We start from the raw sequence: 20,040 nt of genomic DNA, 5'->3' as shown, positions 1-20,040 counted from the left end.
AAAAAATACCATCATGAAGATTTCACACGCATTGATTGTCATAGGTACTTCGGTCACTTTAACTGCTTCCGCGCAACAGGGAACCTCTGTGTCGGGAGTAACAACTACAGGTAAACAGAACTGGTCACAGGGAATGGCGGCTTCGGTAATGGGCTGGTGGAACGATTCCCTGGCTAAAAAGCCTGCCCACTGGAGCTATGATATGGGCGTGGTGTTAAAAGGAATGGAAGCCTTGTGGAGAGCTACCGGCAACGCCGAGTATTACAAATACATTCAAAAAAGCATGGATGCATGGGTGAATGAAGATGGCACCATCAGAGGCTACGATCCCCATGAATTTAATATCGACAACGTAAACGATGGCAAACTGCTGCTTACTTTATACCGCGCCACAGAGAAGGTGAAGTATAAAAAAGCCGCCGATCTGTTACGCAGCCAGTTGCAAAATCATCCCCGCACAAAAGAAGGCAGCTTCTGGCATAAAAAAGTTTATCCCTGGCAGGTATGGCTCGATGGTTTGTACATGGGGCAACCCTTTTACGCCGAGTACGCCATGCTGTTTGGAGAAGATACCGCTTTCAATGATATCACCCGCCAGTTTGCAGCTATTGAGCGGCATACCCGCGACCCCAAAACCGGGTTGTTGTACCATGGCTGGGACGAATCGAAAGAACAAAAATGGGCCAACAAACAAACCGGTACCTCTCCGCATTTCTGGGGCCGCGCATTGGGCTGGTACGGAATGGCGCTGGTAGATGCGCTGGATTATTTTCCTGAAAATCATCCCGGCCGCGATACCCTCATAAACATTTTGAACCGTTTTACAAAAGCCGTTACCAAAGTACAGGACGCCAAAACCGGCCTGTGGTACGATATAGTGGATATGCCAACCACACCTAAGAACTATGTAGAAGCGTCAGCGTCGAGCATGCTGGTGTACACCATCGCCAAAGGCATTCGCAAAGGCTACCTGCCCGTTACCTATTGGGCAAACGCCAAAAAAGGCTACGATGGTATTTTGAAAGCCTTTGTTGATAAGAACGCAAACGGTGAAGTTGAATTAAAAGGAACAGTAAAAGTATCTGGCCTGGGTGGCAACCCTTACCGCGATGGCAGCTTTGAATACTATATGGGCGAACCGGTGATCGTTAACGACTGGAAAGGAATTGGCGCGTATTTGCTGGCCGGTGCAGAAATGGAAAACATGCCTGCCGACCTGGTAGGTAAAGGCAAAACGGTTACAGTAGATTATTACTTCAACCATGAAGACAAAAAAGAACTGAACGGGTTTAAATATCCCACCCACTATACCTGGAACGAAATGAGCAACAACGGTTTCAGCTTACTGGGCGATATCTTCAGCAGCTATGGCGCCAAACTCAGTACACTGGAAGCCGCACCAACTGCCGAAAACCTGGCCAAAACCGATGTGTACATCATTTGCGATCCGGATAACTTACATGATAACAAGAACCCCAATTATGTAAACGAAGAGCATGTAAAGGCATTGACAGCCTGGGTGCAAAAGGGCGGCGTGCTGGTGTTAATGGCCAACGACAGCGTCAATTGCGACCTGGAACATTTCAATAAACTGGCCAATGCATTCGGCATCAACTTCAGCTTCCGGGGCCGCAACTTTGTACAGGGCAACCAGTACGAAACCGGTGCGGTACGTATTGCTGCCGGCAACGAGGTGTTCAAACAAACCAAAAAGGTTTACCTGAAGGAGATCAGCATCATTGAAACAAAAGCCCCCGCCAAACCATTGGTGAAGGCAGACAACGATATCATTATGGCCACAGCCAGATTAGGCAAGGGAGCCGTGTTTGCCGTAGGCGATCCCTGGCTGTACAATGAGTACACCGATGGCCGTAAAATACCGCTGGAATATGAAAATGCTAACGCAGCTTATGAATTAGCTAAATGGCTATTGCAGCAGGGCGTAAAGAAGTAATACATTACCGCCTGGTTGTCATCATACTAAACGGACCATGGCAGGCGGTAGGTAGGTAAGTGCAGGACAGAATTTACAGGAATTTGCTGCATTTTTATGGGATGGTCTTATAGCAGTCACGTATTACAAATAAAGAATTATAAAAATTAAAGCGTAGAGTATGATCCTTTCGAGGTACAACCTGAAAAATATCAGTGCGCAGGATATAGAAGCCCCTGCAGATTCAGTTTTTGATCTTCCTGAAAAAGTATTGCAGTTTGGTACCGGCGTATTGTTACGCGGGTTACCGGATTATTTCATTGACAAAGCCAACCGCCAGGGCGTTTTCAATGGCCGGGTGGTAGTGGTGAAATCAACGGATAGCGATTCTTCTGCATTTGATAAACAGGACGGATTATACACTTTATGCGTACGTGGTTTGGATGGCGGTAAAACAGTGGAAGAGAACATCATCAACTCTTCTATTAGCCGCGTGCTGAGCGCAAAAGACGAGTGGAGCGAAATTCTGCAATGCGCCCACAATCCCAATATGCAGATCATTATTTCCAATACTACCGAGGTAGGCATCCAGCTGGTACAGGACGATATCCATCGCCTGCCCCCCGTTAGCTTCCCCGGTAAACTGCTGGCTTTCCTGTTAGAGCGCTATAAGGCGTTTGATGGCAGCCGCGACAGTGGTATGGTGATCGTTCCTACCGAGCTGATCCTCGATAATGGAAAAAAACTGGAATCCATTGTACTGGAACTGGCTCACCTGAACGGCCTGGATGATACCTTCATTCAGTGGCTCGAGAACTGCAACTATTTCTGCAGCTCCCTCGTTGACCGCATTGTACCCGGTAAACCCGATAGCGCCATCCGCGAGAAGCTGGAAAAAACCTTTGGTTATAAAGACGAACTGCTCACCATGAGCGAAGTATACCGCCTGTGGGCCATCGAAGGCGGTGAGCACATAAAATCAGTACTCACCTTTGCCTCCGTTGACGAAGGCGTGGTGATTGCCCCCGATATCAACCTGTTCAGAGAACTGAAATTACGCATGCTGAACGGTACGCATACTTTGTCGTGCGGACTGGCTTACCTGGCTGGTTTTGGTACGGTGAAACAGGCCATGGACGATGCCGCTATGCAAACATTTATCAGCCGTTTGATGTTAAATGAAATAGCTACCGGTATTCCTTATGATGTAGAACAGGGCGTTTCCCAAACGTTTGGCAGTAAAGTACTCGATCGTTTCGCCAACCCGAACATCGAACACCACTGGATCAACATTACCATGCAATACACGTCAAAAATGAAGATGCGTAATGTGCCCGTGATCCAGAAATATGCAGAACGGGTAAAAGCAGTCCCTGAGAATATTGCTCTCGGATTTGCCGCTTATCTGTTATTTTTGAAGCCCGTTGCCAAAAAGCAGGACAAATTTTACGGCGAATGGCAGGGAAAAGAGTATCACATCCAGGACGATTTTGCCCCTTATTTCTTTGAAAAATGGAGCAAACTGAAACCAGCCCAGCTGGCCGACGAAGTGCTGGCCGATACCTCGCTGTGGGGAGCCGATCTGAGCGCCATCCCTGGCTTTGCCCAGGCGGTAAAAGACAACATGGCCGCATTACTGGAAAACGGGGTAGCTAAAACAATTCAACATCAGACCCAAAAAGTATTGGCATAAAAATATGAAGCAAAAGGTCTTAAAAGTTAATGCAGATGATAACGTGGTAGTAGCACTTACCAACTTATCAAAAGGGGAAACAGTATCGTTAGATGGGCAGGAATATACACTCACGGATGATATTGCGGCCAAACATAAGTTCGTAGCTACCGATCTGCAGGCAGGCGACTCCATCATCATGTATGGCGTACTGGTTGGAAAGGCCCAGAGCCCCATTAAAAAAGGCGGCCTCATTTCAACCGGCAACGTAAAACATGCAGCAAACGACTTTGAAATAAGCGCCCGGCGCAATACAGACTGGAAGAAACCAGATGTATCCAAATTTGCCGGCCGCACCTTTATGGGCTATCATCGCCCTAACGGTGAGGTAGGAACCGCCAACTACTGGCTGGTGATTCCCATGGTATTTTGTGAGAACCGTAACCTGGACGTATTGCAGGAATCACTGGTACGCGACCTGGGGTATGGCCGTAACAAAAAATACAAATACCAGGCTCAACAGCTTATAGAGCTGTACAAGACCGGTAAAAGCGTTGAAGACATTCTGAACGCCGACATTCGTACAAGCGCCGGCGAAGACAACGCACAGCGTTTATTCCCCAACGTAGATGGCATCAAGTTCCTGAACCACGAAGGTGGTTGTGGCGGCACCCGTCAGGACGCACAGGCCTTGTGCGGTTTGCTGGCTGGTTACATTACGCATCCCAACTGCGCCGGCGCTACCGTGCTGAGCCTGGGTTGCCAGAATGCACAGGTGTCTATCCTGGAAGAAGAGATCAAAAAACGGGATGCTAACTTCAGCAAACCCTTATATATCCTGGAGCAACAGAAGATCGGTCTGGAATCTGATCTGCTGGCTGCAGCTATCAAACATACATTCGCAGGACTCATTCTTGCCAACCAAACCAAACGCGAAGCAGCGCCTTTGAGCAAGCTCACGATCGGGTTGGAATGCGGTGGCAGTGATGGTTTCTCCGGTATCTCTGCCAACCCCGCTATCGGTTATACCTCCGATCTGCTGGTAGGCCTGGGCGGTTCAGTAATTCTGTCTGAGTTCCCTGAACTGTGCGGTGTAGAACAGGGGTTAAGCGATCGTTGCGTACAGGTTGACATCGCTAAAAGATTCTCCAGTCTGATGAAGACGTACAACGCCAGGGCAGTAGCCGTGGGCAGTGGTTTCGATATGAACCCTTCGCCCGGTAACATCAAAGACGGATTGATCACCGATGCCATCAAATCGGCCGGTGCTGCTAAAAAAGGAGGTACCTCACCGGTAACCGATGTACTGGATTATCCGGAGAAAGTAAGCAAACCAGGTTTGAACCTGCTGTGCACCCCCGGTAACGATGTGGAATCAACCACAGCCGAAGTAGCCAGCGGTGCAAACATCGTATTGTTCACTACCGGTTTGGGAACCCCTACAGGTAACCCCATTGCACCAGTAGTTAAATTATCGAGCAATACCATTTTATATAACAAAATGCGCGATATCATCGATATAAACACCGGAACCATCATTGAAGGTGAAGAAACCATTGAGCAGGCCGGCGAGCGTATACTGGATTATGTGATAAAAGTAGCCAGCGGTGAACTGGAAATCAGTGCGGTAAGGCATGGTCAGGATGATTTCATCCCCTGGAAGAGAGGCGTGTCTTTATAAAAATAAGCAGACATGGCATCCCGATTTATCGGGATGCCATGTCTTTGTATAACCTTTAAAAATTGTTGGAGAGCTGTAAGGGCGTGAGCCTACTCACCACTGACAACTCACCACTCACCTTTTCACCAATGAAAAAGTTTGTTGACGAGCACTTTTTATTGCAAACACCCACTGCGCAGAAACTGTATCATGAGTTTGCGAAGCAAATGCCCATTATAGATTACCATTGCCATTTGCCCCCCGACCAGATTGCCAATGATACCCAGTTTCAGAATTTAACCCAGGTATGGCTGTATGGCGACCACTATAAATGGCGCGCTATGCGTACTGCCGGAATTAATGAAGACTATATCACTGGTGGCAAAAGCGATTACGAGAAGTTTGAAAAATGGGCCGCTACCGTTCCTTATACTTTACGCAACCCATTATACCACTGGACGCACCTGGAACTGCAACGCTACTTTGGTGTGAACGACATCCTCGACTCCAGAACCGCTAAAAAGGTGTACGACGAGTGTACTGCCAAACTGCAAACAAAGGAATTCTCCGTACGCGGGTTGTTGAAGAAGATGAATGTAAAGGTGGTTTGTACAACCGACGATCCCATTGATAACCTGGAGTATCATAAAAAAATAAAAGCCGATGGCTTTGAAGTAAAAGTGTTGCCCGCATTCCGTCCCGATAAGGCCATGAATGTGGATGATGCCGCTAACTTTAACGCCTACGTGGGTAAAGTAGAAAAAGCTTCCGATACCTCAGTTGGAAGCTATGCCGATTACCTGAAGGCATTGAAAAAAACGCACGACTTCTTCGCAACCATGGGTTGTTCAGTGAGCGACCATGGTTTGGAGCAGATCTATGCCGAAGATTATACCGAAACAGAAATTAAGAACGCATTCGATAAAATAAGAAGCGGTAAAGAGTTGTCGCCTGAAGAGAACCTGAAAATCAAATCAGCCATGCTGGTTGAATTTTCCCGCTGGGATTGGGAAAAAGGCTGGACGCAACAATACCATCTGGGTGCGCTGCGTAACAACAACAGCCGCATGCTGAAACAACTCGGCGCCGATACCGGCTGGGATTCAATTGGCGACTTTTCACAGGCCCGCCAGTTGTCTAAATTCCTGAACAAACTCGATACCGACAATCAGCTGGCAAAAACCATTCTGTACAACCTGAACCCTGCCGACAATGAGTTGATGGCTACCATGATCGGTAACTTCAACGATGGCAGTGTGGCCGGAAAGATCCAGTTCGGTTCGGGCTGGTGGTTCCTCGATCAGAAAGATGGCATGACCAAACAGATCAATGCCCTTTCCAACATGGGACTGCTGAGCAAGTTTATAGGAATGTTAACCGATTCAAGAAGTTTCTTATCATTCCCCCGTCACGAATACTTCCGCCGCCTGCTATGTAACATGTTTGGCGATGATGTAGAGAATGGCGAATTACCTGCCGACATCGATTGGATAGGTAAAGTGATCCAGGACATTTGTTTTAACAACGCTAAAAACTACTTTAACTGGTAATGGGCAACGTGTTAAGCTTTGGCGAATTATTGTTGAGATTATCGCCAGATACCGAAGGTCAATGGTTGGCAAACGCAGCGATGCCCATACACGTAGGTGGTGCTGAATTGAATGTAGCCCGTGCCCTGGCCCTTTGGAATATACCGGTGAAATACATGACCGGTTTACCCGATAATTATTTATCACAACAGATAGTAAAGAACCTGCAGCAAAGTAAGATCGATACCTCGGCCATTCAGTTTGGTGGACAGCGCATCGGTATCTACTACCTGCCGCAGGGGTTGGATGTAAAAAATGCCGGCGTTATTTACGACCGTGCCGATTCTTCTTTTGCACGTTTGCAAAAAGGCACGATCAATTGGGACGCAATACTCGAAGGAGTAAGCTGGTTCCATGTAAGTGCCATCTGCCCGGCATTAAATGCCGATGCAGCAGATGTATGCGAAGAAGTAATGCAGGTATGTAATAAAAAAGGCATTACCGTTTCAATAGATCTGAACTACCGCGCCAAATTATGGCAATACGGGGTACCGGTGCATGAAGTAATGATGCGGCTGGCCCCTTACTGCGATTTGATCATGGGTAATGTATGGGCTGCCGAAAAAATGCTGCAGATCCCTGTTCACCCCAACCTGGTTACCACCGATACAAAAGAAATGTACCTGGAACAGGCGCTGGCAACATCCCAACAGATCATAAAGCAATACCCACGCTGCAAAGCCGTGGCCAATACCTTCCGATTCGATCATAATGGCATTTTATATTATACCACTTTATATACCAAATCGCAATTGCATGTTTCATCGGTGTACACCACTGAAACCGTAGTTGATAAAGTAGGTAGCGGTGATTGTTATATGGCCGGGTTGATCTATGGTTTTTACAAAGAACAACCGGCACAGGATATTGTAGAGTTTGCAACAGCCGCCGCATTTCAGAAATTGTTCATTAAAGGCGACGCTACCAATAAATCGGTAGAAGAAATCGCCGCCACTATTAAAAAAGCATGATGAAACGTCCATCCCGATAGCATCGGGATGGTAAGTTCCATCTGGCAATGAAAAAAATAATAAGAACAGATGAATCAACAGGATATAATAAGTCAGATCACGCAACAGAAAATGTTGCCCCTGTACTTTAACAAGGATAAGGAAGTTAGCATTGATGTGTTGAAAGCGTTGTATGCAGCGGGCATTAAAGCCGTTGAGTATACCAACCGCGGAGCAGAAGCCATTGCCAACTTTAAAGAGATGCGCAAGGTGGTGAACGAAAGCATGCCCGGCATGCTGTTGGGCATTGGAACGGTAAAGACAGTAGCTGATGCTGAATTATTCATTAATGCCGGCGCCGATTTTATTATCAGTCCTGTAGTTTTTCCGCCGGTAGCCAAAGTGGTGCAGGATGCCGGTTTATTATGGATCCCCGGATGTTTAACCCCTACTGAGATTTTTACCGCTGAAATGAGCGGCGCCAAAATGGTGAAGATCTTCCCGGGCAGTGTGGTAGGACCTTCTTATATTTCAGCTATTAAAGAGTTATTCCCTAATATTATGTTTATGCCTACCGGTGGTGTTGATACCACGGAGAAAAACATAAAGGAATGGTTCGATAATGGGGTAGTGGCTGTAGGAATGGGCAGCAAGCTCATCACTAAAGCGGTCCTTCAGAATAAAGAATACGATAAGCTCACGCAGCAGACGAAGGAAGTTCTGGCGATACTAAACAACATCAAATAAAATTGAAACCACGTGCCACGTCCCATGGATGTGGCACGTCTTTCTATCCTAAAAGGACCTGACATGCAAGCTATAGCGAAAGAAAAAGGACCTGGCATCCAGGAATCCATTGGAAAATACCGCTGGACGATCTGTGGTCTGGTATTTTTTGCCACCACGATTAACTACCTCGACCGGTCTGTAATCAGTTTATTGAAAGATACTTTCCATACAAAACTGGGCTGGGATGATGGCGATTATGCCAATGTGGAGATTGCTTTTAAAGTAGCCTATGCAGTTGGTTTGCTGATTGCCGGACGAGTTGTTGATAAACTGGGAACCAAAATTGGTTATGCAGTAGCCACTTCTTTATGGAGTGCCGCTGCTATAGGCCATGCAGCGGTGAATACCGTGTTTGGTTTTGGCGTTGCCCGTTCTTTCCTGGGTATCTTTGAAGCAGGTAACTTTCCTGCCGCCATTAAAACCGTGGCTGAATGGTTTCCTAAAAAGGAGCGTGCACTGGCCACCGGAATCTTCAATTCAGGCGCTAATATCGGCGCTATTCTGGCGCCGGCGTCGGTGCCATTCATTGCTGCAACATGGGGCTGGAAAGCGGCCTTTGTTATTACCGGCGCCCTGGGTTTTATCTGGTTGATCCTGTGGTTCATGTTTTATGAAATTCCCAAGAAGCAAAAGAGATGTACACAGGCCGAATTTGATTATATCCATAGCGATAAAGACGAAACACCGGCACTGGATCAGGTAAGACCCAGTGTATCCTGGTTTAAATTACTCACGTTCCCGCAAACCTGGGCATTCGCCATTGGTAAACTGCTTACCGATCCTATCTGGTGGTTCTATCTATTCTGGTTACCCGATTTTCTGACCAGCCAATATGGATTGAAAGGCACCGAGCTTTCATTGCCTGTTGCGCTTGTTTATACTATTTCAACCATTGGAAGCGTGGGTGGTGGCTGGTTGCCAATGAAGTTGATCAACAACAACTGGGCGCCATTTAAGGCCCGCAAAACTTCCATGCTGATCTATGCATTCTTTGTAATTCCTATTTTCTTTGCACAGCTGGCCGGTAATGTAAATATGTGGCTGGCAGTTGTTGTGATTGGTATTGCTGCTTCAGCCCACCAGGCATGGAGCGCCAACATCTTCACTACCGTGAGTGACATGTTCCCCAAGCATACAACCGCCTCTGTAACAGGTATTGGTGGTATGTTTGGTGCATTGGGCGGTATTCTGTTCACTGCAGCCGTACAAAAGAATTTGTTTGTGCATTATCGCGAAATCGGCAAAATTGAGGTGGCTTACTATATCATGTTTGCCGTATGCAGCAGTGTTTATCTGCTGGCCTGGGTAATCATGCACTTCCTGGTTCCCAAGATGAAACGTGTAGAACTGTAAGAATTTCATTATAATATTTCCAGTGGGGAAGCAACCGGTAAAACGGCTACTTCCCCGTTTTTATTTTTACTCTCATGTGTCTCATTTACACCGTTAAATCATATGGAGAGCATTTACATCGAATATTGAGCAGACATTAAAACAATGCGTAAAAACACCGCAAATGGGGCAATTAATGACTCACCCGTTTATTATATTCAAAAAAATCAGAAACAATTGCCTTTTACTGTTCATCGTTCGCCTAAATTTTGTAAATTAGAAATATTCTATTATCCAATAAATCGACTGTTATGGAAAGAACCTACAAATGCTGTCAATCCTGCGGTACGCCTATGAAACGGGATGCTGGTGGCACCTTTGCAGACGGCACCAGAAGCACGATGTATTGCAGTCACTGTTTTCAGGATGGGAAATTCACAGTGCGCAACATTACAGTTGATGACATGAAAGAGCGGGTAAAAGGAAAATTAAAAGAAGTTGGCTTTCCTGGTTTCCTGACCAGCTTTTATACCCGTAACATCCACAAGTTGGAGCGCTGGAAATCACATCCCCTTGCTGTTGAATAATATAACTGCAGTAAGGCGCTTTTATGGACTCTGATTCAAGCAATTCTTTAGCCCATTAAGTTTTCTTGTGCTGTTCCTGAGCGAATGGCAATATGCCCGTATGTGCAGTTTCTGAACCCCAGAGCTGTTGTTCTCTGACGTCATAGTGTTTTCCAACGGTTATAGCCGTTCGCTTGCAGGCGAACAGCCTGAAATGGTATTGGATATAGCCTAAGAGTTGCACTGTGGTTGCACTGGAGTCGCACTGGACTTGCACTGGCTATAGGGGTGCAGCGCAACCCTGGTGCAACTCCAGTGCAACCCCCGCCGTTCTACGCCTGCTAAAGAGATAACCTACGTTCGCGCCCTGCCAACTTCGGCCGGACCATCTGTTGGTCAGCAAATACATGTAAAACACAAACTGGCTGAATTAAATACCCTGTTGGGGATAGGCTTCGATTTCTAAAAGGGCAGAATGATGTTATTAAGACATCCTTTGCTTATTGTCTATTGCCTATTTATTGTCTATTGCTTATTGTTTTCTTTCCACCCTTTAAACTGGATGAGATCGTCAAAATGGAAGGAAAATCCTTTTTTCAGCACAATGGCCGTGCGCAGGTAAAACCAGCGGCGCAGGAGCGGCATATGATGCCAGTTGCGGAGCTGTTTTTTGAAGTTATGCTGCAGTTCGGTAACCAGTAATTTTTTATCGAGCTCGCCATTTTCCTGAACGGCCTTTAACATTTTCAGCGAAAGAATGCCAACGGCGGCGCCCGACATAAATAACAGGTTCCATTGACCACGGCCAAACAAATGGATCACAAAATGGCTGGTAAAGAAGTCGGCCAGTAAACCACCCGCCAGTGGAGCGGTGGCCGAAAATACCGCGGTAACAATATTTTTAGTAACCAGGTACACAATGCCTTCATCGGCAGGCGCCAGCTTTAATCCAATGTTTTGAAGCGCCAGTGTAATGCCGGCGTTGGAAGCGCCCATTAACATATGCATAATGGCCAGCAGGGGCAACAGTAGAACGGTACTCATAGCACCAACTACAGACCACAACATGATACAACCAATATAAACCGGTGCACAAATGCGAATGATGGTTTTGTTGCTGAAGCGGTCCGAACACCTGCCCCACAATTTTATAGATGTAATGCTGCTTACCTGGCTAACTATGTTTAAGCTGATAACATATACCAGCGGCAAACCCAGGGTCTTCATCATGTACACCGAAAAGAAGGGCGTTACCAGGTTAAAGGCAAAGATCCAGATGGAGTTAAATACCAGCAGCTTTCTGAAATTATGTACTGTAAGCGGTTTGCCGAACAGTTTTACTATATTATCCTGGATAGGTTTCGATTTCGGTTCAGGCGTACGGGCCAGCGCATACACACCCCACATGCCCGCAATGCCACTGATAATAAACATAGTGGCATAAGCCGTGATCTCGTGTGTTGGGTAATGCGCCTTTATATAATCAACACCCATGGCAATGCACAGGCTAAGCGTAACATTCAGGATCTGCATCAGGCGGCTGCGATGTGAAAAATAGCTGCCCAGAATTTGTTGTGGGATCAAATCGCGCATCCAGGAGTTCCAGCTGCCGCCGGCAATAGAAGCAAACAGGCATTGGAACGATAATAAAAAGATGAGCGCAGAAACGCTGGCAATATTAGAGAACAATAAAGGAATGATACCGATAACCAATAAAGGGATGCGTGCACAGATGGCGGCGGTTACCGTAATCGCGCGCCGGTTATTGAAACGCTGTACCAGCCAGACAGAAACCAGTTGAAAAATATTGGTGAAAGTGGGTAAAGCAGCCAGCACCCCAATTTGTACGTTGGAGGCGCCCATGTATAAGGCTATGGCCACCAGGAAAGTACCTGCTGTTAACGTATTCATGGTCTCAGTAGCAAGACCGTCTTTTAAAATCAGGTGCAACCCGGACTTTACCTGGTTGTTGGTTAATTGATCGGATGGTAAAAGTTTCATCACACGCCTCTTTGGATGCAATTAGATGCAATAATAACGCACTACAAAGAAACGCATTATATCTGTGGATATTATTACAGGGAGCTACTTAGTATAATGCAAAACTATTATTTATAATTCCCTTAACGAAGAAGGCTAAATGCTAAAAGCCGAATGCTGAACGCGAAAAGCTTGAGTAACGCATTGCGGTTGCGCGTTAAGCCTTAGGCGTTCAGCATTCAGCGTTTTTATAATTGCCGACGACTGATTGGTCAATGTTTAACTGTCAAACTTCTCGCTGCTTGCTTTCACATTGGCATCTTCCTCTGCGATCTTTGTAAGTAAGCCATCGCATACTTTTTCTTCGGCCAGTGTTTGATCAAGCAACTCAGCACAATCATCATGCCCCATAGTACGGGCTAACTGTACCAAGCCACCGTAAGTGGCTATCTCATAGTGTTCGGCTTTTTGTGCTGCAAATATTAAACCTACATCGCGTTGTGCACTTCCATCATCAGTTTCATCGATGATATCGGCGCCTTCATCCACAATGCCTGCCATGGCCGGGCACTTCAACGCTTTTGGTTCTTCACCCAGCAGGCGAAAAACATTTTCAAGGCGGGTTACATGGTTAATGGTTTGTTCAAGATGATCGTTGAATGCTTGTTTTAATCTTGTTGAAGTAGCAGCGTCAGACATTTTGGGCAAGGTTTTCACCAGCTTCTTTTCTGCCCAGTATATATCCTGTAGCTGTTGCATAAAAAACTGATGCAGTTTAGAATCAGACATAACTACAGATTGTTGGGTTCCTGTATTAGTTTGCATTGCCATAGAGAAAATATTTAGGTATTTAATTAATGAAACGGGCCGGGTAATTTTTCTTTTAACAGTGCTTGCGTTTCTAAATGTGCAATTCTTATACCTATGGGCAAATGATGGACGTTTATAATAAAGGCGGAACACCGATAAGGCAGGAGCAGGCGTACAGCGTTACGCTTCAAGCGTTCAGCGTTTTGCAATATACTTTTCCTTTCTCTATAAGTAATGCTCCCTTGTTGTGCAAATGACGCATAACCCTGATGACCGTCTCTACGCGAAGACCCGTCATATCGGCGATCTGTTGCCTGGTTAACCGTATCTGTTTGCATTTCGGACAGGTATGCTTGTTGTTATTATTAAAATATCCAAGCAGGCTGCTAACGCGGTGTTCGGGATTATAATAAGCCATTTCGCGAATGGTGAGGAATTTGAACCGCATACGTTCAGATAGCAGTTTGGTGAAAGCGAAATGGATCTCGGGATTGTCTTTTAGCAGTTGTTGAAAATTTGACTTGTGAAGCCTTATGAGCACACTGTCCTCATCTGCAATGGCCGTAGCTGCGTACGGCTGGTCATCAAACAACGGCAGTTCGCCAAAACTCTCCCCTTTCTCAACCATTAACTGAATAAACTCACGGCTTTCTTCATTTATACTTACCCAGCGCACCCGGCCGCTTACTACCTGGTAATAAAAATTGGCGCACCCGCCTTCATGAAATATAATTTCATCTCGTTGCACTTGCTTGTAGGTTGCACCCCAGGTGAGCAGGAGGTCGATATCTATCATAATAAGTTAATTAAGCTGTCTCAAATCTATTCCTGATAGTCAGCCAGGTATATGATCTTACGCAATCTTATATATGATTTACATCAGCCGGCCACAGAAGCCGGTTGTGCCCTGCCAGGGCTTTTTAGACTGAAACCCCGTCCCATAGCGGGTTTGGTCACGAATTATGGATAGGTAAGTTACATGACCTGTGTCATCCCGGCAAGCAGTTAACGGTTAAATAATGTTTTCACGCCGATGTTTGTGATTGCAATCATACCGCTCCCTTTTGTTGCTGCGTAATCTTGTGTGGAAATACAATTTAAAATAATCGGTATGAAAAAAATGATCTTGATATTGGGCATTGCAATAGGCGTATACGCCTGTTCGGGCAATTCACCAAAGCAAACAACACCAGCAGACCAGCCGGCGGCGGAAGCCGCTGTTGCAGAAAAGGCGCCCGCCTACGACCCCGAACGAGGTACCGGCAAATTTACCAATGTTACAGTAAGTGCTGCCCTTGATAAGGCCATGGCCGATGCAGGGAGTAAAGTATTCAATGTGAAGTGTTCCTCCTGCCACAAACTCACCGATGAAAAACTGGTAGGTCCGGGTTGGAAAGGTGTTACCTCCAGACACAAACCTGAATGGATCTTAAACTTCGTTACCAACACCGACGAAATGATCGAGAAAGATCCCAAAGCGCAGGCCATGCTGGAGTTGTGTATGGTGCGCATGCCCAATCAAAATCTCAGCGATGACGACGCCCGACATGTGTATGAATTTATGCGTAAAAATGATGGCGTGAAATAATGTGATAATTCGATAATGTGCCAATGTGATAATGAAATACACGCTTGCGTCGAACTCTGAACTGAGAACAAAGAACTAAGACATAATCTTCTAATTAATGCATATGAAACCTCTTAATCAAACGCTTCTTTTAATATCGTTGGCCGCTGGTTCCTGGCTAACCGCTTGCAAACCGAATAATGCTGCTACTGCTATAAGCGGTGATGCGGCTGTTAAAGCCTACGTACCCCCCGGCAAATACGATGAGTTTTACAATTTTGTTTCCGGTGGGTTTAGTGGGCAACTATCCGTTTATGGATTGCCTTCGGGCCGCCTGCTGCGCGTTATCCCCGTTTTTTCCGTTGACCCTGAAAAAGGATATGGTTACAGCGAGAATACCAAAGCCATGCTGAATACTTCTCATGGTTTTGTTCCCTGGGACGATCTGCACCATACCGAACTATCCCAAACAAATGGAGAAATTGATGGTCGATGGGTGTTTGCCAATGCCAATAATACCCCCCGTGTAGCCCGCATCGATCTCAAAACTTTCCGTACCGCCGAGATTCTTGAATTACCCAACAGCGCCGGTAACCACTCTTCTCCTTTTATAACCGAGAATACAGAGTATGTGGTAGCTGGTACCCGGTTCAGCGTACCTACTGGCGATAATCAGGATGTACCTATTGCTTCCTACAAACAAAACTTCAAAGGCTCCCTGAGCTTTATCAGTGTGGAACCAACTACCGGTAAAATGGACATCGCCTTCCAGCTGCAGACACCGGGGGTGAACTTCGACCTGAGCCATGCCGGTAAAGGCCCCAGCCATGGCTGGTTCTTCTTTAGCTGTTATAATTCAGAACAGGCCAATACGCTGTTGGAAGTAAACGCTTCCCAACGCGATAAAGACTTTATTCTGGCCGTTAACTGGAAAAAAGCAGAAGAGTACCTGAAGGCAGGCAAAGGCGTTAAGAAAGCCTCTAAATACAGCCGCAGCCACTATGACGAGAAAACACACCAGGCTACAAATGAGATCATGAATGAAGTAACCGTGCTCGATCCGGCGGTGTTGAAAGATATCTGTTACTTTATTCCCTGTCCTAAATCACCCCACGGTTGCGACGTTGACCCAACCGGTGAATACATTGTAGGCAGTGGTAAACTGGCCGCCTTATTACCGGTGTTCTCTTACACCAAAATACAAAAGGCAATTGCCGACAAAGCCTTTGATGGCGAGTTTGAAGGCATTCCTGTTATCAAATACGAAGCCGCCCTGTATGGCGAAGTGCAGAAACCAGGCCTTGGCCCGTTGCACACCGAGTTTGATGGCAAAGGAAATGCGTACACTTCCTTCTTTGTATCGTCGGAAATTGTAAAATGGAATATCAAAGACCTGAAAGTGCTCGACCGTGTGCCTACTTATTATTCCATTGGTCACCTGTGCGTACCTGGTGGCGACAGCCGTAAACCCAATCCGAAATATGTAATTGCCTATAACAAGATCACCAAAGACCGTTACCTGCCAACTGGTCCCGAACTGGCGCAAAGTGCGCAGCTCTTTGATATCAGCGGCGATAAAATGCAGCTGATCCTCGACTTCCCGACTATTGGCGAGCCGCACTATGCACAGGCTGTTTCGGCCGATCTCATCTCAAAGAATTCGACCAGGATCTACAAGATAGATGAGAATGCCAATCCATATGTATCCAAAGGCGAGAAAGAAACAAAGGTGGTACGCGAAGGCAATAAAGTACATGTGTATGCAACCGCCATCCGCAGCCACTTTTCACCTGATAATATCGAAGGCGTGAAGCTGGGCGATGAAGTGTACTTCCACGTTACCAATCTTGAACAGGACTGGGACATTCCGCACGGCTTTGCAGTAAAAGGCGCCAACAACGCCGAACTGCTGATTATGCCCGGCGAAACCCAAACCCTGAAATGGGTACCGGAAAAAGCAGGCGTTTATCCTTTCTATTGCACCGACTTCTGTAGTGCTTTGCACCAGGAAATGAGTGGTTACATCCGTGTATCTGCACCGGGCAACAATGTGCCAATCAGTTTTAGCCTGGGCAAAACCAATGAGACTAAATAATATATATTATGAACAACAGGTTAACTACTGCATCAAGGATTATAACATGGATTTGCGCATTATCGCTGACAGGGATTCTGTTCCTGCCCATCTGGCGCATTGAGCTGTCGGCTCCGCAATATCCCGAAGGATTGCTCCTGAAGATCTATGCTAACAGACTGGGCGGAAACGTAGATGTGGTAAATGGATTGAACCATTATATCGGGATGCGCACATTACATGAAAAAGACTTTTTTGAATTTTCATTGTTGCCTTATATCATCGGCGCCTTTGTGGTGTTCGGGATAGTGGTGGCCATTGTAAATCGCAAACGATTCTTTTTGATCTTTGTGGGGTGTTACCTGTTGTTCGCCATTGTGGCCATGATAGATTTTTATCACTGGGAATATAACTATGGCCATCAACTTGATCCTTCCGCGCCCATACAGGTACCGGGTATGAGTTATCAGCCACCATTGATCGGGTATAAACAATTACTCAACTTTGGCGCCTTTTCCGTACCCGGAGCCGGTGGGTGGATCTTTATAGGCGCGGGCGTGTTGCTCGCTTTATTTGCCTGGATCGAATTACGCAGAAAATCCAACAGATCGTTTACCAATGTAAGAACCAGTTTGACCACCGCTGCAGTTATCGTTATGGTCGCCTGCACCAGTTGCAGCACCGGTCCCCAACCCATACGGTTTGGGAAAGATGCCTGTGACTTTTGCAAAATGACCATCCTCGATCAGCGGTTTGGCGGTGAGGTCATCACAAAAAAAGGGAAGGTGTATAAATTTGATGACGTACACTGCATTTCCTCGTTTTTAAAATCCGGAACTACCGAAAAAACCAATGTGGCAGGCATTTTCCTGCTTGATTATGCTGCTCAGGCAAAATTTATCCCGGCCAGCGAAAGCTTCCTGTTACAAAGCAACGACCTGCACAGCCCCATGGGCGGCAATACCGCAGCATTTGTAAACGAAGCAGGCCGGGAACAAGCGAAACAACAAGTAAACGGAACCAATTTGCAATGGCATGACATTATCCAATAACTATATGAAAAACGTTTATCTGGTTGTATCCCTGATCGTATTGGCGATCACGGCAAATGCCAAAACCTGGGTCGTTCGCCCGGCCGGACCATTGAAAGGGTTACAGGAGGCCATTGACAATGCAAGGCCTGGCGATACGATCATGGTTGAAAAAGGGGTATACCGGCAACCAACCATTATAGTGAATAAACCCCTTTGTATAAAGGGGATTGGCTACCCGGTACTGGATGGGCAAAAGAAATATGAGATCATCGATATTAAGAGTGATGGTGTGGTAATAGAAGGGTTTGCGGTACAGCACTCCGGGTATTCAAGCTATAATGACATAGCCGCCATTCGGATTGTAAATAGCCGGAACGTTGTTATCCGCAATAATAAACTCGACGATACCTTCTTTGGCATCTACAGCCAGCACGCAGTTAACTGTATTATCTCAGGCAATGTGATGCATTCAAACGCGGTGAATGAAATTACTTCTGCTAATGGCATCCACTGCTGGAAATGCGATAGTATGCAGATCCTGAACAATATCATCAGCGGGCACCGCGATGGCATTTACTTTGAATTTGTTACCCGTTCGCAAATAAGAAAGAATATGAGCACCGGTAATGTGCGCTATGGGCTGCATTTTATGTTCTCTAACGACGATGTATATGAAACCAATCTTTTTAAAGGCAATGGCGCCGGCGTGGCTGTTATGTTTTCACATGGAGTAACCATGTTGCAGAACACCTTTGCCGAAAACTGGGGCGGAGCTGCCTACGGTATTCTGTTAAAAGAAATTTCCGACAGCCATATTCAACACAACCATTTTGTACGCAACACCACCGGAATATTTATGGAGGGTACCAACCGCATAAGAGTTGACCAGAACGTTTTTGACAACAACGGCTGGGCATTAAAGATCCAGGCCAGTTGCAACGATAATACCATTACCGGTAACAACTTCATCGGTAACAGTTTTGATGTAGCTACCAATGGTACACTGGTATTGAACACCTTTAATAATAACTACTGGGATAAATACGAGGGCTACGATCTGAACAGGGATGGAGTAGGGGACGTGCCTTACCGGCCGGTTAGTGTATATGCCATGATTGCCGAACGTAACCCGGTTAGCATGATGTTGTTCCGCAGTTTTATTACCGGTTTGCTGGATAAAGCAGAAAAAACGATCCCCGGTTTTATTCCCGAGAACCTCAAAGACGATCGCCCTAAAATGAAAGCATTTAAATAATAAGGCTGCCGGTTACCAGTTCCCGGATACCGGGCAATAAAATCGGAGACCCCGATTACAGGCAGAATGATCGGTATTCAAAGCCTGGCAACTGGCAACCGGTAACCGGTAACATTTTCTTTTATGATAATAGCTACAAACGTTACGAAGAAATTTTCCAAACTCACCGCGCTCGACAACGTGAGCGTAAGCTGCATTAAAGGACAGGCTATTTCGCTCATTGGCCCCAATGGCTCCGGCAAAACAACCCTTATTAAATGCCTGCTGGGAATGGTGGTGCCCGATAGCGGTTTTATCACCTTCGATAAAAAGAACATTGCCCACAACTGGCAATACCGGAGTGCTATTGGTTATATGCCGCAGATAGGCCGGTATCCCGAAAATATGACGATTGCGCAGGTGCTGGATATGATGAAAGACATTCGCAAACAAACTGCTGTGGAGTTGGATGAAGAGCTTATTCATTTGTTCAAACTCGATGGCATGCTTCATAAAAGAATGGGTACGCTCTCCGGCGGTACCCGGCAAAAAGTAAGCGCCTCCCTGGCCTTTTTGTTTAATCCCGATGTATTGATCCTCGATGAGCCTACTGCAGGTCTCGATCCTTTATCAACCGAGATCCTGAAAGAAAAGATCAGGAAGGAAAAACAGCAGGGTAAACTGATAATGATCACCTCGCATATTCTAAGCGATCTCGACGATATTATTACCGAAGTGATCTATATGGAAGAAGGCAAACTGAAATTTCATAAATCGCTTAGCCAGTTACAACTGGATACGGGTGAAAAAACCTTGTCACGCGCTATTGCTCACGTAATGCAATCATAAC

17 protein-coding genes are annotated in these 20,040 nt (G+C 46.1%); 14 read left to right on the top strand and 3 right to left on the bottom strand.

What is annotated here, in order from left to right; translation table 11 throughout:
• Positions 1-13 precede the first annotated feature (13 nt).
• The 9 genes from NIAKO_RS26035 to NIAKO_RS38740 all read left to right on the top strand — a co-directional run bounded on the left by NIAKO_RS26035 (position 14) and on the right by NIAKO_RS38740 (position 10,957).
• Entirely contained in the window at positions 14-1,954 is a 1,941-nt protein-coding gene (locus NIAKO_RS26035; RefSeq protein ID WP_014221446.1) for a glycoside hydrolase family 88 protein, read from the top strand.
• A 160-nt stretch (positions 1,955-2,114) separates the two neighbouring features.
• Entirely contained in the window at positions 2,115-3,626 is a 1,512-nt protein-coding gene (locus NIAKO_RS26030; RefSeq protein ID WP_014221445.1) for a tagaturonate reductase, read from the top strand.
• A gap of 4 nt (positions 3,627-3,630) precedes the next feature.
• Complete coding sequence (locus NIAKO_RS26025) at positions 3,631-5,286, top strand: UxaA family hydrolase (protein WP_014221444.1); 1,656 nt, start codon at positions 3,631-3,633, stop codon at positions 5,284-5,286.
• A 128-nt stretch (positions 5,287-5,414) separates the two neighbouring features.
• On the top strand, positions 5,415-6,815 hold the full coding sequence (gene uxaC, locus NIAKO_RS26020) for a glucuronate isomerase (RefSeq protein ID WP_014221443.1): 1,401 nt from the start codon (positions 5,415-5,417) through the stop codon (positions 6,813-6,815).
• Complete coding sequence (locus tag NIAKO_RS26015) at positions 6,815-7,825, top strand: sugar kinase (protein ID WP_014221442.1); 1,011 nt, start codon at positions 6,815-6,817, stop codon at positions 7,823-7,825. Before uxaC ends, NIAKO_RS26015 begins: the two co-directional genes overlap by 1 nt.
• Positions 7,826-7,894: 69 nt before the next feature.
• On the top strand, positions 7,895-8,551 hold the full coding sequence (locus NIAKO_RS26010) for a bifunctional 4-hydroxy-2-oxoglutarate aldolase/2-dehydro-3-deoxy-phosphogluconate aldolase (RefSeq protein ID WP_014221441.1): 657 nt from the start codon (positions 7,895-7,897) through the stop codon (positions 8,549-8,551).
• A gap of 63 nt (positions 8,552-8,614) precedes the next feature.
• Positions 8,615-9,946 (top strand): MFS transporter, encoded by a 1,332-nt coding sequence (locus tag NIAKO_RS26005; protein ID WP_049815610.1) that lies wholly within the window; start codon positions 8,615-8,617, stop codon positions 9,944-9,946.
• A 290-nt stretch (positions 9,947-10,236) separates the two neighbouring features.
• Positions 10,237-10,512 carry a zinc ribbon domain-containing protein gene (locus NIAKO_RS26000; RefSeq protein ID WP_014221439.1) on the top strand — a complete coding sequence of 92 codons (276 nt, stop codon included), beginning with the start codon at positions 10,237-10,239 and terminating at the stop codon, positions 10,510-10,512.
• Positions 10,513-10,795: 283 nt separating this feature from the next.
• Positions 10,796-10,957 (top strand): hypothetical protein, encoded by a 162-nt coding sequence (locus NIAKO_RS38740; RefSeq protein WP_155966940.1) that lies wholly within the window; start codon positions 10,796-10,798, stop codon positions 10,955-10,957.
• 59 nt (positions 10,958-11,016) lie between these two features.
• On the opposite strand, the gene NIAKO_RS25995 is transcribed toward NIAKO_RS38740, so the two are convergent.
• The 3 genes from NIAKO_RS25995 to NIAKO_RS25985 all read right to left on the bottom strand — a co-directional run bounded on the left by NIAKO_RS25995 (position 11,017) and on the right by NIAKO_RS25985 (position 14,077).
• Entirely contained in the window at positions 11,017-12,492 is a 1,476-nt protein-coding gene (locus NIAKO_RS25995; protein ID WP_014221438.1) for an MFS transporter, read from the bottom strand.
• A 258-nt stretch (positions 12,493-12,750) separates the two neighbouring features.
• Positions 12,751-13,260, bottom strand: a complete 510-nt coding sequence (locus tag NIAKO_RS25990; RefSeq protein WP_242675471.1) for a YciE/YciF ferroxidase family protein — start codon at positions 13,258-13,260, stop codon at positions 12,751-12,753.
• 208 nt (positions 13,261-13,468) lie between these two features.
• Positions 13,469-14,077 (bottom strand): Crp/Fnr family transcriptional regulator, encoded by a 609-nt coding sequence (locus NIAKO_RS25985; protein ID WP_014221436.1) that lies wholly within the window; start codon positions 14,075-14,077, stop codon positions 13,469-13,471.
• A gap of 315 nt (positions 14,078-14,392) precedes the next feature.
• Here NIAKO_RS25985 and NIAKO_RS25980 point away from each other — a divergent pair, with 315 nt between their 5' ends.
• The 5 genes from NIAKO_RS25980 (at position 14,393) to NIAKO_RS25960 (ending at position 20,039) form a co-directional block, all read left to right on the top strand.
• Complete coding sequence (locus NIAKO_RS25980) at positions 14,393-14,869, top strand: c-type cytochrome (RefSeq protein WP_014221435.1); 477 nt, start codon at positions 14,393-14,395, stop codon at positions 14,867-14,869.
• Positions 14,870-14,972: 103 nt separating this feature from the next.
• The gene (gene nosZ, locus NIAKO_RS25975; protein WP_041347318.1) at positions 14,973-16,943 is read left to right on the top strand and encodes a Sec-dependent nitrous-oxide reductase; all 1,971 of its coding nucleotides are present in this window, start codon (positions 14,973-14,975) and stop codon (positions 16,941-16,943) included.
• A gap of 8 nt (positions 16,944-16,951) precedes the next feature.
• A complete protein-coding gene (locus NIAKO_RS25970; protein WP_014221433.1) occupies positions 16,952-17,974 on the top strand; it encodes a nitrous oxide reductase accessory protein NosL in 1,023 nt (340 codons plus the stop codon).
• A gap of 4 nt (positions 17,975-17,978) precedes the next feature.
• Positions 17,979-19,211 carry a nitrous oxide reductase family maturation protein NosD gene (locus NIAKO_RS25965; RefSeq protein WP_014221432.1) on the top strand — a complete coding sequence of 411 codons (1,233 nt, stop codon included), beginning with the start codon at positions 17,979-17,981 and terminating at the stop codon, positions 19,209-19,211.
• A gap of 123 nt (positions 19,212-19,334) precedes the next feature.
• Positions 19,335-20,039, top strand: coding sequence for an ABC transporter ATP-binding protein (locus NIAKO_RS25960; protein ID WP_014221431.1), 705 nt, complete (start codon positions 19,335-19,337; stop codon positions 20,037-20,039).
• Position 20,040 lies beyond the last annotated feature (1 nt).

The organism is Niastella koreensis GR20-10 (genome assembly GCF_000246855.1).
GTDB lineage: Bacteria > Bacteroidota > Bacteroidia > Chitinophagales > Chitinophagaceae > Niastella > Niastella koreensis.
Note: the sequence above shows the minus strand (reverse complement) of the source record. Positions and strands in the feature narration are given on the sequence as shown.

Bases quoted from the DNA above. Each gene is read 5' to 3' on its own strand.
- NIAKO_RS26000 (WP_014221439.1), top strand. From the start codon at position 10,237: ATGGAAAGAACCTACAAATGCTGTCAATCCTGCGGTACGCCTATGAAA.
- NIAKO_RS25995 (WP_014221438.1), bottom strand. From the start codon at position 12,492: ATGAAACTTTTACCATCCGATCAATTAACCAACAACCAGGTAAAGTCC.
- NIAKO_RS25980 (WP_014221435.1), top strand. From the start codon at position 14,393: ATGAAAAAAATGATCTTGATATTGGGCATTGCAATAGGCGTATACGCC.
- NIAKO_RS25985 (WP_014221436.1), bottom strand. From the start codon at position 14,077: ATGATAGATATCGACCTCCTGCTCACCTGGGGTGCAACCTACAAGCAA.
- NIAKO_RS26035 (WP_014221446.1), top strand. From the start codon at position 14: ATGAAGATTTCACACGCATTGATTGTCATAGGTACTTCGGTCACTTTA.
- NIAKO_RS26025 (WP_014221444.1), top strand. From the start codon at position 3,631: ATGAAGCAAAAGGTCTTAAAAGTTAATGCAGATGATAACGTGGTAGTA.
- NIAKO_RS25965 (WP_014221432.1), top strand. From the start codon at position 17,979: ATGAAAAACGTTTATCTGGTTGTATCCCTGATCGTATTGGCGATCACG.
- NIAKO_RS25990 (WP_242675471.1), bottom strand. From the start codon at position 13,260: ATGTCTGATTCTAAACTGCATCAGTTTTTTATGCAACAGCTACAGGAT.
- NIAKO_RS26005 (WP_049815610.1), top strand. From the start codon at position 8,615: ATGCAAGCTATAGCGAAAGAAAAAGGACCTGGCATCCAGGAATCCATT.
- NIAKO_RS26015 (WP_014221442.1), top strand. From the start codon at position 6,815: ATGGGCAACGTGTTAAGCTTTGGCGAATTATTGTTGAGATTATCGCCA.
- NIAKO_RS26030 (WP_014221445.1), top strand. From the start codon at position 2,115: ATGATCCTTTCGAGGTACAACCTGAAAAATATCAGTGCGCAGGATATA.
- NIAKO_RS25960 (WP_014221431.1), top strand. From the start codon at position 19,335: ATGATAATAGCTACAAACGTTACGAAGAAATTTTCCAAACTCACCGCG.
- NIAKO_RS25970 (WP_014221433.1), top strand. From the start codon at position 16,952: ATGAACAACAGGTTAACTACTGCATCAAGGATTATAACATGGATTTGC.
- nosZ (WP_041347318.1), top strand. From the start codon at position 14,973: ATGAAACCTCTTAATCAAACGCTTCTTTTAATATCGTTGGCCGCTGGT.
- uxaC (WP_014221443.1), top strand. From the start codon at position 5,415: ATGAAAAAGTTTGTTGACGAGCACTTTTTATTGCAAACACCCACTGCG.
- NIAKO_RS26010 (WP_014221441.1), top strand. From the start codon at position 7,895: ATGAATCAACAGGATATAATAAGTCAGATCACGCAACAGAAAATGTTG.